A 13,297-nucleotide genomic window follows, 5' to 3' on the forward strand; every position below is an offset into this window, starting at 1 on the left:
ATTCAGATGGATGGATAGGGGCCGTCGACGGCTTCGGCTCAGTGCTCCGAGGCGGCCGGAGGTGCGACCACCGGTGTGCCGTGCGTGTGGAAGCTCTCGATCGTCTTCATGCCCCACGCCTGGCCCTTCTTGCGTTCTTCCGACGTCCACTCGACGACGGGCTGGTCGGGGTCAAGCAGCAGCCGGGCGCCGGCGTTCGCGAATTCGATGCGATTGCCGCCGGGCTCCCAGACGTACAGGAAGAAGGTCTGGTTGATGGCGTGCTTGTGCGGTCCCGACTCGATGTAGATGCCGTTCTCCAGGAAGATGTCGGCGGCCTTGAGGATGTCTTCGCGCGTGTCGGGGGCGAACGCGATGTGGTGCAGGCGGTTGCCATGACGCGTCCAGTCGTCGGAGTAGACGACGTCGTAGGACTTGTTGTTGAAGTGGAACCACCACGCCGCATAGCCGGCGGGCTTGCCGTCGACGTCGTCGAGCTTGATGCGCTCCGATTCGCGACCGCCGAGCGCCTGCGCGATGAACTCGCCGTTGGCGACGACGTCCTTCGCGAGGAAGTTGATGTGGTCGAGTCGACGCGCGTTGACGCCGCGACCGGGGAACGCGGATGCCTGGTTCTTGAGCGCCGGCTTGTCGTCGGTGGCCACGTACCGCTCGGTCTCGTAGTAGATCCCCATCGCATGGCCGTCCGGGTCGCGGAACGTGAAGGTCGGTCCGGTGCCGACCTCGCCGTCCGCCCAGCCATCGCCGAGCCCCGTCGCCTCGATCGCGGCCACCCGGCGCTCCAGGGCGTCCTGACTGGAGGCGCGGAATGTCGTCCGGCCGACACCCGCGGCATCCGACGCCGTGAGCTTGATCGTGTACAGCTCGTAGTCGTCCCACGTGCGCAGGTACACGGAGTCGCCCTGCTCGGCCACCACCCGCATCGCGAGCAGGTCGCGGAAGAACCACAGGCTCTTGTCGAACTCGGGGGTCAGCAGCTCGACACTGCCGATGTGGGCGACGTCGAACGAGGTGAAGTCAGTCATCTCGGTCCTCTCAGGAAAGCTTTCGGGTGGGTGTTCACAGCGGGGTTCTCACAAGCGCGGTCGCGGGAAGACCGCGCCGTTGAAGATCTTTCGTGCCGTCCGGAGCGAGGTGGACGACGCGTGCCACGTGCCGTCGGTCTCCGCGACGCGCACCCGGGCCGGGAAACTGCCTCCGGGGTGCTCGATCCCGAAGACCTCGCCCTCCGCGCGTCCGGCGAGATCCGATCCCACTGCGCCGTCGATCGCCACCCCCGCAGCCACGGATGCGGCCATCAGCACGCCGATCGACGTGTGCACCCGCGTGGGGATGAACGACCGCGTCCCGACCACGCCGCCGGCCCGGGGAGGAGAGAGGAGGATCACTTTCGGGACCGTCGCGTCGGCGACGTCCCCGAGACCCATCAACGGTCCGGCGAGCAGTCGGATGCGCTCGACGGCTGCCGAGAGGTCGGAGCGCGCCTCGAGATCGGCGGGGCTCTCGGTGCCGTCGACGCCGAACTCGTCCGCGCGCAGCAGCACGACCGGCATTCCGTTGTCGATCAGCGTCGCACGATGGCCGTCGAGGTCGTCGGTGAGTCGCCCCGTCGGAAGCAGTGGCCGATCGCCCGACGTCATCTCCAGCTCGATCCCGCCCGCCGTGCCCGGCACCCCGTCGATCGCCGCACCGCCGTCGTACTCGGGCTCCCCGTCCGTGAGTGCGAACGTCGCCGTCGCGACGTCTCCCGTGTTCACGAGGCGGATGCGCACCGATGCGGTGTCGCCGGATGCCGCGACCAGGCCGCGTTCGAGAGCGAACGGCCCGACCCCGGCGAGGAGGTTCCCGCACGTCTGCGCGTCCGAGACGACGGCTTCGCCCACCACCACCTGCAGGAACAGGTAGTCGATGTCGATGTCGGACTCCGCGGAGCGCGAGACGATCGCGACCTTGCTGGTCAGAGGGTGCGCTCCGCCGAGGCCGTCGATCTGCGCCGGATCGGGGCTGCCCATGATGCGGAGCACCAGGTCGTCGCGCGAGGCCGGTTCCGCGGGCAGATCGGAGGCGACGAAATACGCCCCCTTCGAGGTTCCGCCCCGCATGAGCATGCACGGGATCCCGGTGGCGGCCATGGTGTCGTCCCGCTCAGTCCTGGCGGGCGTCGTGCGCGGCGAAGTCCCGCTCGGACACGTACCGCACGCCGAGGTCGGCGAGCACCCCGCGGAGGTCGTTGCGGTCGAGGCTGAGTTCGCCCGACCGATAGGCCTCGCGGGATGCCGCTTCCTTCGCGACACGCGCATCGGACGCGGACAGGACGGATGCCGCCTCGCCGCGGGGCACGCACAGCACGCCGTCGTCGTCGGCCACGATCACGTCCCCCGCGCGCACGACCGTGCCCCCGACCGTGATCGGAACGTTGACGCTGCCGGCGGTGGCCTTGACCGTGCCCTGCGCGTTGACCGCGCCCGACCACACCGCGAAGCCCATGGCGCGGAGGTCGACCACGTCGCGCACGCCGCCGGTCGTCACGAGCCCGCGCACGCCGCGGTGGTGCAGAGCCGTGGCGAACAGCTCGCCGAACGAGCCGTCGAGCGAGGGGGAGACGGACGTCACGACCAGGATGTCTCCCGGCCGGCACTGCTCGACGGCGGCGTGGATCATGAGGTTGTCACCGGGCCAGGCCAGGACCGTCACGGCCGAACCCGCCAGGCGGGTGCCCTCCTGGATCGGGCGAACCGATGCGCCGACAAGGCCGCGGCGGCCCATCGCCTCGTGCACCGTCGCGACACCGTGCACGCCGAGGGCGTCGATGGTCGCGGCATCCGCCCGCTCGATGTCGGTGACGACGAAGCCCGTCCTGCCGACGGCGTCGCTCACGCGAGCACGTCCGTCACCTGGGGGTAGTAGCGCATGTACGCCTCGCCCTTCGTGTCGACGGGCAGCCCGAGGTTGGGACCGGCGTTGCGCTTGACCTGCACGCCGCGGCGAATGGCCAGTGACGTGTAGTACTCCCACATGTGCTTCTGGGCGGGAAGGCACTCCATCGCCTTCTGCTTGAGGGGGAAGGCGTCGGTGATGTCGAGCAGCACATTGGGTTTGAAATCGCTCTGTTCCGGCTGGTGCGGCTCGAAGAAGAACACGGGCGGAGCGCCGATGATCTCGTCGGTGGTGGGAAACGAGCCGTCGGAGTTCGCGACGCCGATCGCCTGCGCCAGCACGCGGGCCTGCAGCGCCATGCGCGCGGCGACCGGGTGGTCGCCGTTGTACGGATCGGTGAGCGGGTGCGTCAGCACGACCGTGGGCTGCGCGCGTCGGAACGCGTCGACCAGCAGGGAGACCGCGTCGGGCGACTCGATCAGCGGATAGTCGCCGAGGTCGAGGAACTCGATCGATGCCCCAAGGGCGGATGCCGCGGCCTCGGCCTCGTCGCGCCGGATGGCCTTGATCTCGTCGAGCGACTTGCCCTGCAGCCACTGGCTCGCCGACTCGCCGCGCTCGCCGTAGGAGAGGCAGACGACCGTGGCGCGCTCGCCGCGCATGGTGGCGGCCGCGATCGCGCCGCCTGCGCGCCAGACGAAGTCGCCGGCGTGGGCGCTGACCACGAGCAGGGCGGGTGCCACATCGACCATCGGATCTCTCCCTCGACTCCGCGGGACGGTGGTGCCGGCGGCGGTGACGGCACGGCGCGGCAGCGGATGCCATCCCCGACGCAACCACATCCGCGGACGCTGGTCAAGATATTGGCGACAATTTTGTCGCAACCGTTCTAGGCCTAGCGGAATGCTCGCGATTGTGTCTACAATTTCGGCGACGGAATACCTACGTGCAGAGGGAAATGCGCTCGGCCGTCCCCATCATCGGACAAGGAAGTCGAGGAGACACTCATGGCACGCAACCTCCAGGAAGTGCTGGACCAGGCGGGGAACACGGTCGAGCACCTGCGCAACTCGCCGCTGGGCACCTACATCTACCCCGTGGTCCCCGCGGAGTTCACCAACTGGCGGCGCGAGCAGATCTCATGGCGCGAGACCGCGGTGCTGTTCGACCAGTCCCACCACATGGTCAACTTCTTCATGTCGGGCCCGGACGCCCTCAAGCTGCTCAGCGACACCGGCATCAACAGCTTCGCGAACTTCCCGCTCAACACGGCCAAGCAGTTCGTGCCCACCGCCTCCAACGGCGGCGTGATCGGCGACGGCATCCTCTTCCGCGAGGGGGAGGACGACTACGTGTACGTCGGCCGCGCGCCCGGTGCGAACTGGCTCCAGTTCCACGCCGAGACCGGCGGGTACGACGTCGAGACGCGATACGACGACCGGTCGCCCTCGCGCCCCTACGGCGCCGCGGTGAGCCGCGAGTACTACCGCTTCCAGATCCAGGGCCCGAACGCCTGGCAGGTGATCGAGAAGCTCAACGGCGGAGAACTCGAGAAGGTCCGCTTCTTCCACATGGGCGAGATGACCGTCGCCGGCGAGCACGTCCGGACGCTGCGTCACGGCATGGCCGGCGCGCCGGGTCTCGAGCTCTGGGGCCCCTACGAGCAGCACGGCAAGATCCGCGACGCCATCCTGGAGGCGGGACAGGAGTTCGGCATCGAGCCGTGCGGCTCTCGCGCCTACTCCTCGAACACCCTCGAGTCGGGCTGGATCCCGTCGCCGCTCCCGGCGATCTACTCCAGCGAGGACGAGCGCGCGTACCGCGAGTGGCTGCCGGCCGACAGCTACGAGGCGATCAACGCGCTCGCGGGGTCATTCGTCTCGGACGACATCGAGGACTACTACCTCAACCCCTGGGAGCTCGGATACGGGTCGTTCGTCAAGTTCGACCACGACTTCATCGGCCGCGACGCGCTCGAGAAGATCGATCCGGCGGCACAGCGCAAGAAGGTGACGCTGGCGTGGAACGACGAAGACCTCGCGAAGCTGCTCACCACCCCGATCGATCGCGACGGGACGGGCTACCAGGTGTTCGACCTGCCGAACGCGAACTACGGCTCGTCGAACTACGACGCCGTGATCGACGCGAACGGCGACACGGTCGGCCTCTCGCTGTTCACCGGCGTCACGGCCAACGAGAAGCGTGGCCTGTCGCTCGCGACGGTCGATGCCGGAGTGCCGATCGGCGCCGAGGTGCGCGTGGTCTGGGGCGAGCCCGACGGAGGGTCGCGCAAGACCACGGTGCAGCCGCACGAGCAGCTCGCGGTGCGTGCCGTCGTCAGCCCGGTGCCCTACGCCGCCACGGCCCGCACCGAGTACCACGGCGGGTGGCGCACGGCGGCCGCATCGGTCTGACCAGCTTTCGGCGGCGAACGGCACGACAGGAGGAGAGCGGATGCCGCGGCATCCGCTCTCCTTCCGCGTGCGGGCGTCAGCCGAGGCGCACGCGCACGGGCATCGACTCCCAGCCGCGCAGCGTGTTGTTCAGGTGACGGCGCTCGGGCCCCGCCGGCTCGATCTCGACGATGCGGTCCAGGAGGGCGTCGACGGCGCAGATCGCCTCGAGTCGCGCGATGTGCTGGCCCACGCACTGGTGGATGCCCATACCGAAGGCGACATGGCCCGACGGGTCGCGGTCGAGATCGAATCGATCGGGATCGGACCAGCGCCGAGGGTCGCGGTTGGCCGACCCGAGGAACATCATGATCTTCTCCCCGTCGGCGATGTCGACGTCGCCGACGCGGAGATCGCGGGTCGCGGTGCGGAAGAAGGTCTGCACGGGGGACTCCATCCGCACGGCCTCCTCGAACGCGACGCGCACGAGGTGGCGGTCGCGCCGCAGTCGCTCCACCGAGCCCGGGTTGTGGGCGAGGGCGTGCACGACGGCCGCGATCCCGGTGACGGTCGTGTCGACACCGGCGGTGAGCAGCGAGCGCACGATCATCGGCGCGTGCTCGTGGGTGATCTCCCCGCGGTCGGCCGCCGCCCAGATCTGCGCGCCGAAACCGTCTGGCGTCAGATTCTCGCGCCGGCACTGCTGGGCGATCCACTCGGTGGTGCGGGGCATGTGGGGCGCGGCATCCGTCACCAGGGCGTTCGCGGGTCCGAAGGCGTTGAAGGCGAAATCGCCGTAGGGCAGCAGGTGCTCGCGACCCGTCTTGCCGATGCCGACCGCGTCGGGGAAGACGCGCAACGGGAACACCTCGGCGAGGTCGCCGACGGCGTCGAACTCGTCGCCACGGGCGATCAGCGCGTCGACCACCTCGGCCGCGTCGGCGCGCCACTGCGCTTCCAGCCCGCGCAGCCGTCGGGCCGAGATGAGCGCCTCGACCACCGCGCGCGGCGCATCGTGGCGGGGCGGGTCGGCCTCCAGCAGGACCGACGGCGGACGCCACGGCGTCTCGGTGCGGAAGTTCGAGAGACCCACGCCCGCCGCGGACTGGAACTCCTGCCAATTCACGAGGGCCGCGTGCACTTCGTCGTAGCGGGCCATGGCGTAGACGCCGTACTTCTCGAGCCGGACCACGGCCGCCGCATCCCGCAGGATCGCCTGGTAGGGGAGCGGGTTCTGCAGGAACTCCGGGTCGAACGGGTCGATGGATGCCGCGTCCGTGGTCGCCGTGTCGATGAGGGTCATTTCTTCTCCGGTTCGAGGATCGAGGTCGCAGGTCGGTTCACAGGTCGAGGACGAGCCGTGACGAGGCGGCCCGCGAGATGCAGGGGAACAGGCACGCCGAGGTGGCGCGCTCGTCTTCGTCGAGCAGGGAATCGCGGTGGTCGGGGACGCCGCGCAGCACGGTGGTCTCGCACGTGCCGCAGACCCCCTGCGCGCACGACGTGAGGATCGAGACGTCGACCCGCCGGAGCGCGTCGACGATGCTCTCGTGGGCTGCGACGGTGACGACGGCACCCGAGCTCGCGACCTCCACCTCGAACGCGGCCCGCGGGCGCCCGTCATCGGCCCGCGCGGTGAAGCGCTCGAGACGCACGCGTGGGCGGCCGAGCACCGGAGTCCACGCGTCGACCGCGTCGAGGAGCCGTTCGGGCCCGCAGGCGAACACGCGCGTCAAGCCCTGGGCTTCCGGCATCCAGTCGTCGAGTCGCACACGGGCGCCCTCGTCCGCCGCCCGCACCGTCACGCGGTCGCCGTAGCGCCCGAGTTGCTCCAGGTAGGCCATCCGCGCCCGTGAGCGGCCGAGGTAGAGCAACCGCCACGGTGTCCCGAGAAGCTCCGCCTGCTGGATCATGGGCAGGATCGGCGTGATGCCGATGCCGCCGGCGAGGAAGAAGTAGTCCCCGGCCGGTCCCAGACGGAAGTTGTTGCGCGGTCCGCCGAAGCCGACGATGTCACCGACGTCGAGGCGGGTGTGGATCAGCTCCGAGCCGCCGCGGCCCGCGCGCTCTCGGAGTACCGCGATCGTGAACGTGTGAGCATCCCAGCGATCGCCGAGGAGGCTGTACTGGCGGGTCGTGCCGTCGGGCAGCACCACGTCGAGGTGAGCACCCGGCGCCCAGTCGGGCAGGCGTCCGCCGTCGGGGCGTGCGAGCGTCAGCTCGATGACGTCCTCGGCGGCCTCGCGGCGCCGACGGACGACCAGCGCCGCCCCGTGCGCCACGTTTCGACGGGCCTCCCCGACGACCTCGGTGCTCACATCGGCCTCCTCGCCGTGACGGCGACCGTGCCGTCTTCTGGAACGCTATTGCGGCCGCCGTCGCGGTGTGGTCGCGCTTTCCGTTCAACGGAAACAGGGCTACGACCGCACCCGACCGTGGATCGAGAAGAACTCGCCGTGCGTACCGCGCACGGTGCGGGTCACCATGTCGTGCAGCCAGTCGAGGCCCGCCAGCTGCGACGTGGTCGTGCGACGGTACAGGCACACCTCGACCGTCGGCATGGCGAGCGGCAGCGGGCGCACCACGAGCGGCCACGCCTCGGCCCAGCCGTCCGCGATCGTGTCGGGTGCCGTGGCGATGAGGTCGGGGCTGGCCGCGAGCAGGCCGGGCAGCGACGCGAAATGGGTGAGCGTCACCTCCGTGTGCACGGCGGCGCCCTCGCGGCGCAGCGTCGCGCGCAGGTGCGGGAGCCCGGAGTCCCCGGCGACCACCACGTGGTCGGCGGCGACATAGTCCTCGAGCGTGAGCGCAGATGCGGCGAGGGGATGCGCCGCCGCCATCAGGACGGCGTATCCCTGCGACTTGAGCACCGTCGGCTCGAAGCCGCCGGGCACCGGCGACGAGGTGATCGCCAGGTCGACGTCGCCGCGCGCGAGCCAATCGGGGAGTGCCTGCACGTCGAGGGGCACCGCGTCGATGCCGACGTGCGGGGCGGCGCGGCGCACGGCCCGAAGGATCGACGGGAGGTACCCGATCTCGCCCAGCTCGGAGAGGGCGAGTCGGAATCTGCGCCGGGTCGTCCCGGGGTCGAACCCCGTGATCGCATCGACCGTGCGGTCGATGCCCGTCATCGCGTCGCGGAAGCCCGGGTAGACCGAGGTCGCGACAGCCGTGGGCTGCATCGTCCGGCCCTCACGCGCGAAGAGCGGGTCGTCCAGGTCGCGGCGCAGGCGCCCCAGTGCCTGGCTGACCGCGGGCTGGGTGACGTGCAGGCGGTCCGCCGCGACCGTCAGGCTCCGTGCTTCGAAGACCGCGACGAAGACGCGGATGAGGTTGAGGTCCACGAGCGCCGGATGCGGCATCCTTTCGCTCTCATTAGCAATGCTTATCGGCGAGCGTACCCGCGGTATCCCCTGGTAACTAGCATTGCTCTCACCGGAACGAAGGAGTTCACATGACCGAGTCGCTCGCCGAGGCGATCACCCGCGCAGGAAGCGCCGTGTCGCTGCTGCGGAATGCGCAAGCACGCCCGACCGTCTTCCCCGTGACGCCGGAGTTCAGCAACTGGCGCTCCGAGCAGCAGGCGTGGCGCACCTCCGTGGCGCTGCTCGACCAGTCCCACCACATGACCGATCTGTTCCTGACCGGCCCCGACGCCCTCCGGCTGCTGAGCGACGTGGGCGTCAACAGCTTCGCGAACTTCCGCGTCGACAATGCGAAGCAGTTCATCGCCGTGAACCACGAGGGATACCTGATCGGCGACGCGATCCTCTTCTACCTCGCCGACGAGTCCTTCGATCTCGTGGGCCACCCCATGGTGATCGACTGGGTGCAGTACCACCTCGAGACCGGTGACTACGACGCGCGGGCCGAACGTGACGGCAACTCGCTCGTGCGCGCGGGTGATCCCGCGCTGTTCCGCTACGAACTGCAGGGACCGCAGGCACTCGCCCTGATGGAGAAGCTCACCGGCGAGCCCGTGCCGCCGACGAAGTTCTTCCACATGGCGACGTTCACGATTGCCGGCCTCATGGTGCGTTCCCTCCGACACGGGATGGCCGGCCAGCCCGGCTTCGAGCTCTTCGGACCGTGGGCGGAGGGGGAGCGCGTCCGCGAGGCGATCCTCGACGCCGGCGCGGAGTTCGACCTCGTACTCGTGGGGTCGAAGGCGTATTCCTCGGCGAACCTCGAATCGGCATGGGTGCCGTCGCCGCTCCCGGCGATCTTCACCGGCGAGGGCACCGCGGCGTATCGGGAATGGCTGCCGGCCGCGCGCGCCGGGTCGCTCGCCGGCTCGCTCGCGTCCGACGACATCGAGGACTACTACGTCACCCCGTACGACCTCGGGTACGGCCGGAGCGTGGCATTCGACCACGACTTCATCGGGCGCGCGGCGCTCGAGCGTCATGCCGCGACCCCGTTGCGGACGAAGGTCACGCTCGTCTGGAACGAGGACGACGTCGCAGCCACCATGCGCACCCTCTTCGAGCCCGGCACCCCTGCCAAGTACATCGATCTGCCGAAGGCGCGCTACGGGCTCTACCAGGTGGACCGCGTCCTTCTCGACGGCGTTGACGTCGGCATCTCGCACGACGCGGGGTACATCACGAACGAGCATGCCTTCGTTTCCCTCGCGAGCATCGACACCGCCCACGCCGAGCCCGGCACCGAGGTCGAGGTCGTGTGGGGCGAGGAGCCGAACTCTCGGAAGCCCGCCGTCGAGCCGCACCGCCAGGTGCGCGTCCGTGCGACCGTTCAGCCGGCCCCGTACTCCGCGTTCGCCCGGGAGAACTACCGCAAGAGCTGAGGGGAGCGGGCGCCGTTCAGGACAGTTCGCGCAGCGCCTCGATGACGCTCCGCAGGTGCACCCGGACGGCGTGCTCGGCGGCATCCGAATCCCGCGCCACGATCGCATCGATGATCGCCGCGTGCTCGAGCACGGAGATCTTCGCCCGGGCGGGGCGCCCCGACAGCTTGAACTGGTGCCGGACGCTCTGCGCGTGGAGTCGCGCGAGGACCTCGGCGGCGGTGGCGTGCCCGCTCCATTCGCGCGTGCGCTGATCGAGCAGCTGGTTGAGGCGCGAGTACTCGGGGAGATCGCCGTCTGCGACGGCTGCCGTCATGGCGGCGCGCAGCTCGATGAGCTCCCGCACCTGCTCGTCGGTGACCGCGCCGGCGGCCTTGGCCGCGCACAGGCCCTCGACCCCCATGCGCACCTCGAGGATCTCGATCGCCTCGTCGAGCGAGATGGCGCGCACCCTCGATCCCTTGTTCGGCAGGCGCTCGACGAGTCCCTCTCCGGTGAGCTCGAGGAGGGCGGTGCGCACCGTCGCGCGACTCGCAGTGAACGTCGCGCTGAGGTCGGCCTCGATGAGCCGCTGATTCGGCACGTACTCGCCGCGCACGATCGCCGCGCGGATCAGATCGGCCGTCCTCTCTTCGGCGGCGGTCGCCGTGTACTCGGCGGTGGCGGACTCGGACATGGCGCTCCTCGGGCCCGTCCGACCGATTCCGTCGAGATTCGAGCCACTATTGTCGACGATACCGGGGCGGATGCCGCGGACGAAGGAGTTCGCATGCGCGTCGCCGTGCTCGGCCTCGGTGAGGCCGGCAGCATCTATTCGGCCGATCTCGCCGCCCGCGGGGCATCCGTCGCCGGGGTGGATCCGCGAGCGGTGGCCACACCGGTGGGAGTCACGCGCGCCGCGGACATCGCCACCGCGGTGCAGGCCGCAGACATCGTGCTCAGTCTCGTCGGCGGAACCTCGTCGCGTGGTGCCCTCGCCGAGGCGCTGCCCGCGATGAGCCCCGAGGCGATCTACGCCGACATGAACACGAGCCACCCCGACACGAAGCGGGCGCTCGCGGATGCAGCATCCGCTCGGGGTGTCGCGTTCGTCGATATCGCGATCCTCGCTCCGGTGCCCCGCGCGCGCATCGGCACGGCGCTGTTGCTGAGCGGGCCGGGAGCGGGAGCGCTGCTGCCGACCCTGCGCGGGCTCGGCCTGCCCGCGGAGGATGCCGGACCCGAGCCCGGCACCGCCGCCGGACTCAAACTGCTGCGCAGCGTCTTCATGAAGGGCCTGGCCGCCGTCGTGTTCGAAAGCGCGGTGGCGGCCGAGGTCGTGGGTGCGCGCGACTGGGTGATCGACCAGATGGCCTCTGAGCTCGGCCCTTCGGGACGTGAGCTCGTCGAGCGGATGATCGAGGGCACGCGGCTGCACGCGGTGCGACGAGAGGACGAGATGCGCGACGTGCGCGCCTACCTGCAGAGCCTCGATGCGACCCACGCCATGACGGACGGGACGATCGAATGGCTGCGCCGCATCGCCGCGGAGGAAGAGCGGTCGGACGCCGCGGCATCCGACCCGCGTTCGGCCTGACGGATCGCGCCCTGAAGGTCAGGCGTCCGCCCAGACCTCGGCCGCCAGCGCCACGGTCGCCTCGATCTTCGCCCACTGCTCGTCCTCGGAGAGCACGTTGCCCTCCTCGGTGGACGCGAAACCGCACTGCGGGCTCAGCGCCAGCTGGTCGAGCGGGGCGATCGAGGCTGCTTCGTCGATGCGGCGCTTGAGGTCGTCGGGGCTTTCCAGCTCGCCGGACTTCGTGGTCACCAGGCCGAGCTCGACCACCTTGGCGCCCTTCGGCAGGAACCGCAGGGGCTCGAAGCCACCCGCGCGCTCGCTGTCGTACTCGAGGAAGTACCCGTCGAACGTGGTCTCGCCGAGCAGCTGTTCGGCGACCGGCTCGTAGCCGCCGGACGAGATCCACGTGGAGCGGAAGTTGCCGCGACACACGTGCGTGGTGATCACCATGTCGTCGGGCTTGTCCCGCAGCGACGCGTTGATCAGCCGCGCGTAACGCTCGGCCAGGTGATCGGGATCGATGCCGCGCTCGGCGGCCTTTGCGAGTTCCGTCTCGGAGCAGAGGTACGCCCAGGCCGTGTCGTCGAACTGGAGGTAGCGGCATCCCTCGTCGTAGAAGGCCTGCACGGCGCCGCGGTAGGTCGCCGCCAGGTCGTCGAAGATGTCGTCGCGGTCGGCATACGGTGAGCCCTCGAGAGCGTCGGCCTCGAGCCGGAAGTCGAGCACGGTGGGGGCCGGGATGCTGACCTTCGGGGTGACCCCGGCGGCTTCGGCGACCGATGTCAGGAAGCGGAAGTGCTCGAGCATCGGATTGTCGGCGGAGAAGCCGACGGGACCCGCGATCTTGAGCCCGAGCGGGCGCGTCTGGACGCCCTGGAACTGGATGCCGTGGTCGAGCTCCACGACATCGACGCCGTCCAGCGTGCCGAAGAAATCGAAGTGCCACCAGGAGCGGCGGAACTCGCCGTCGGTCGCGACCTTGAGGCCCGACTGCGCCTCACGCGCGACGAGTGCGGTGATCGCGTCGTCCTCGACGGATCGCAGCTCCGCGTCGTCGATCTCACCGGCCGCGTGACGTGCGCGTGCGGTTTTGACCGCGGCAGGACGGAGGAAGCTGCCGACGATATCGGCGCGGAAAGGGGGGTTCACGGACATGCGGATCACCCTACTTGAGCGCTCTGCGCCGGAGTCTCCGCGTTACGTCGGGAGATGCTCCTGGATCGGTTCGGCCTGCCCCTAGACTCGCGGCATGCACAGCCTCTCGCACATTCTGCCGCTCCTCGCCGATGTCCAGTCCACCGACAACACCGGCGCCTCCGTCGGCGGGACGGTGGGTGGGGTCATCGGCTACATCCTGTTCGTCGCCGCCGTGTGGCCTTTCCTGAAGAAGGCCGGACAGCCCGGATGGACAGCACTCATCCCCATCGTCGCGGCGTTCTTCATCGTCCGCGCCGCGGGCCTGTCCGCGTGGTGGGCGCTGCTCTACCTGGTCCCGATCGTCAACATCGTGTTCGCGATCGTGGTGGCGCTGCGACTCGGGCGGGCCTTCGGCCACGGGGCGCTGTTCTCGGTGTTCCTCCTGTGGCTGTTCTCGCTCATCGGCTATTTCGTCCTGAGCTACTCGGGCGACACCTGGGATCGCGCGCGCATCTGATGCGCAGG

The 13,297-nt window shown here is 69.7% G+C and carries 13 protein-coding genes; 4 read left to right on the top strand and 9 right to left on the bottom strand.

What is annotated here, in order from left to right; all coding sequences use genetic code 11:
* Window positions 1-38: 38 nt before the first annotated feature.
* From ACFM35_RS13565 to ACFM35_RS13580, 4 genes are read right to left on the bottom strand one after another with little or no spacing between them, the layout of a single operon-like run.
* Entirely contained in the window at window positions 39-1,025 is a 987-nt protein-coding gene (locus ACFM35_RS13565; protein WP_378842876.1) for a VOC family protein, read from the bottom strand.
* A 48-nt stretch (window positions 1,026-1,073) separates the two neighbouring features.
* Window positions 1,074-2,132 (bottom strand): PrpF domain-containing protein, encoded by a 1,059-nt coding sequence (locus ACFM35_RS13570; protein ID WP_378842878.1) that lies wholly within the window; start codon window positions 2,130-2,132, stop codon window positions 1,074-1,076.
* Window positions 2,133-2,145: 13 nt separating this feature from the next.
* On the bottom strand, window positions 2,146-2,877 hold the full coding sequence (locus tag ACFM35_RS13575; RefSeq protein ID WP_378842880.1) for a 4-carboxy-4-hydroxy-2-oxoadipate aldolase/oxaloacetate decarboxylase: 732 nt from the start codon (window positions 2,875-2,877) through the stop codon (window positions 2,146-2,148).
* Window positions 2,874-3,629, bottom strand: a complete 756-nt coding sequence (locus ACFM35_RS13580; protein ID WP_378842882.1) for a PIG-L deacetylase family protein — start codon at window positions 3,627-3,629, stop codon at window positions 2,874-2,876. The genes ACFM35_RS13575 and ACFM35_RS13580 overlap by 4 nt, the downstream gene beginning before the upstream one ends.
* A 255-nt stretch (window positions 3,630-3,884) precedes the next feature.
* Between ACFM35_RS13580 and ligM the strand changes: the two genes are divergently transcribed.
* Complete coding sequence (ligM, locus tag ACFM35_RS13585) at window positions 3,885-5,291, top strand: vanillate/3-O-methylgallate O-demethylase (RefSeq protein WP_378842884.1); 1,407 nt, start codon at window positions 3,885-3,887, stop codon at window positions 5,289-5,291.
* Window positions 5,292-5,367: 76 nt separating this feature from the next.
* On the opposite strand, the gene ACFM35_RS13590 is transcribed toward ligM, so the two are convergent.
* The 3 genes from ACFM35_RS13590 to ACFM35_RS13600 form a co-directional block, all read right to left on the bottom strand.
* Entirely contained in the window at window positions 5,368-6,573 is a 1,206-nt protein-coding gene (locus ACFM35_RS13590) for a cytochrome P450 (protein WP_378842886.1), read from the bottom strand.
* Between the two features lie 37 nt (window positions 6,574-6,610).
* Entirely contained in the window at window positions 6,611-7,588 is a 978-nt protein-coding gene (locus ACFM35_RS13595) for a PDR/VanB family oxidoreductase (protein ID WP_378842888.1), read from the bottom strand.
* Between the two features lie 99 nt (window positions 7,589-7,687).
* Window positions 7,688-8,632, bottom strand: coding sequence for a LysR substrate-binding domain-containing protein (locus tag ACFM35_RS13600; RefSeq protein ID WP_378842890.1), 945 nt, complete (start codon window positions 8,630-8,632; stop codon window positions 7,688-7,690).
* Between the two features lie 92 nt (window positions 8,633-8,724).
* Here ACFM35_RS13600 and ACFM35_RS13605 point away from each other — a divergent pair, with 92 nt between their 5' ends.
* Window positions 8,725-10,077: an aminomethyl transferase family protein gene (locus ACFM35_RS13605; RefSeq protein ID WP_378842892.1), complete on the top strand. Its 1,353-nt coding sequence runs from the start codon at window positions 8,725-8,727 to the stop codon at window positions 10,075-10,077.
* Between the two features lie 16 nt (window positions 10,078-10,093).
* On the opposite strand, the gene ACFM35_RS13610 is transcribed toward ACFM35_RS13605, so the two are convergent.
* Window positions 10,094-10,753 (bottom strand): GntR family transcriptional regulator, encoded by a 660-nt coding sequence (locus ACFM35_RS13610; RefSeq protein ID WP_378842894.1) that lies wholly within the window; start codon window positions 10,751-10,753, stop codon window positions 10,094-10,096.
* A gap of 93 nt (window positions 10,754-10,846) precedes the next feature.
* Between ACFM35_RS13610 and ACFM35_RS13615 the strand changes: the two genes are divergently transcribed.
* Window positions 10,847-11,653, top strand: a complete 807-nt coding sequence (locus ACFM35_RS13615; protein ID WP_378842896.1) for an NAD(P)-dependent oxidoreductase — start codon at window positions 10,847-10,849, stop codon at window positions 11,651-11,653.
* Window positions 11,654-11,671: 18 nt separating this feature from the next.
* Here the strand turns inward: ACFM35_RS13615 and ACFM35_RS13620 are convergent, their stop codons facing one another.
* Window positions 11,672-12,790, bottom strand: coding sequence for a 5-methyltetrahydropteroyltriglutamate--homocysteine S-methyltransferase (locus ACFM35_RS13620; protein WP_378842898.1), 1,119 nt, complete (start codon window positions 12,788-12,790; stop codon window positions 11,672-11,674).
* Between the two features lie 94 nt (window positions 12,791-12,884).
* Between ACFM35_RS13620 and ACFM35_RS13625 the strand changes: the two genes are divergently transcribed.
* A complete protein-coding gene (locus ACFM35_RS13625) occupies window positions 12,885-13,289 on the top strand; it encodes a DUF5684 domain-containing protein (protein ID WP_378842900.1) in 405 nt (134 codons plus the stop codon).
* Window positions 13,290-13,297: the final 8 nt, after the last annotated feature.

Source organism: Microbacterium songi, assembly GCF_042747925.1.
Taxonomy (GTDB): Bacteria; Actinomycetota; Actinomycetes; order Actinomycetales; family Microbacteriaceae; genus Microbacterium.

What these genes read in the sequence shown, in the direction of transcription:
- ACFM35_RS13565 (WP_378842876.1), bottom strand. Translation starts at nt 1,025, where the DNA reads ATGACTGACTTCACCTCGTTCGACGTCGCCCACATCGGCAGTGTCGAG.
- ACFM35_RS13570 (WP_378842878.1), bottom strand. Translation starts at nt 2,132, where the DNA reads ATGGCCGCCACCGGGATCCCGTGCATGCTCATGCGGGGCGGAACCTCG.
- ACFM35_RS13580 (WP_378842882.1), bottom strand. Translation starts at nt 3,629, where the DNA reads ATGGTCGATGTGGCACCCGCCCTGCTCGTGGTCAGCGCCCACGCCGGC.
- ligM (WP_378842884.1), top strand. Translation starts at nt 3,885, where the DNA reads ATGGCACGCAACCTCCAGGAAGTGCTGGACCAGGCGGGGAACACGGTC.
- ACFM35_RS13590 (WP_378842886.1), bottom strand. Translation starts at nt 6,573, where the DNA reads ATGACCCTCATCGACACGGCGACCACGGACGCGGCATCCATCGACCCG.
- ACFM35_RS13600 (WP_378842890.1), bottom strand. Translation starts at nt 8,632, where the DNA reads ATGCCGCATCCGGCGCTCGTGGACCTCAACCTCATCCGCGTCTTCGTC.
- ACFM35_RS13605 (WP_378842892.1), top strand. Translation starts at nt 8,725, where the DNA reads ATGACCGAGTCGCTCGCCGAGGCGATCACCCGCGCAGGAAGCGCCGTG.
- ACFM35_RS13610 (WP_378842894.1), bottom strand. Translation starts at nt 10,753, where the DNA reads ATGTCCGAGTCCGCCACCGCCGAGTACACGGCGACCGCCGCCGAAGAG.
- ACFM35_RS13615 (WP_378842896.1), top strand. Translation starts at nt 10,847, where the DNA reads ATGCGCGTCGCCGTGCTCGGCCTCGGTGAGGCCGGCAGCATCTATTCG.
- ACFM35_RS13620 (WP_378842898.1), bottom strand. Translation starts at nt 12,790, where the DNA reads ATGTCCGTGAACCCCCCTTTCCGCGCCGATATCGTCGGCAGCTTCCTC.
- ACFM35_RS13625 (WP_378842900.1), top strand. Translation starts at nt 12,885, where the DNA reads ATGCACAGCCTCTCGCACATTCTGCCGCTCCTCGCCGATGTCCAGTCC.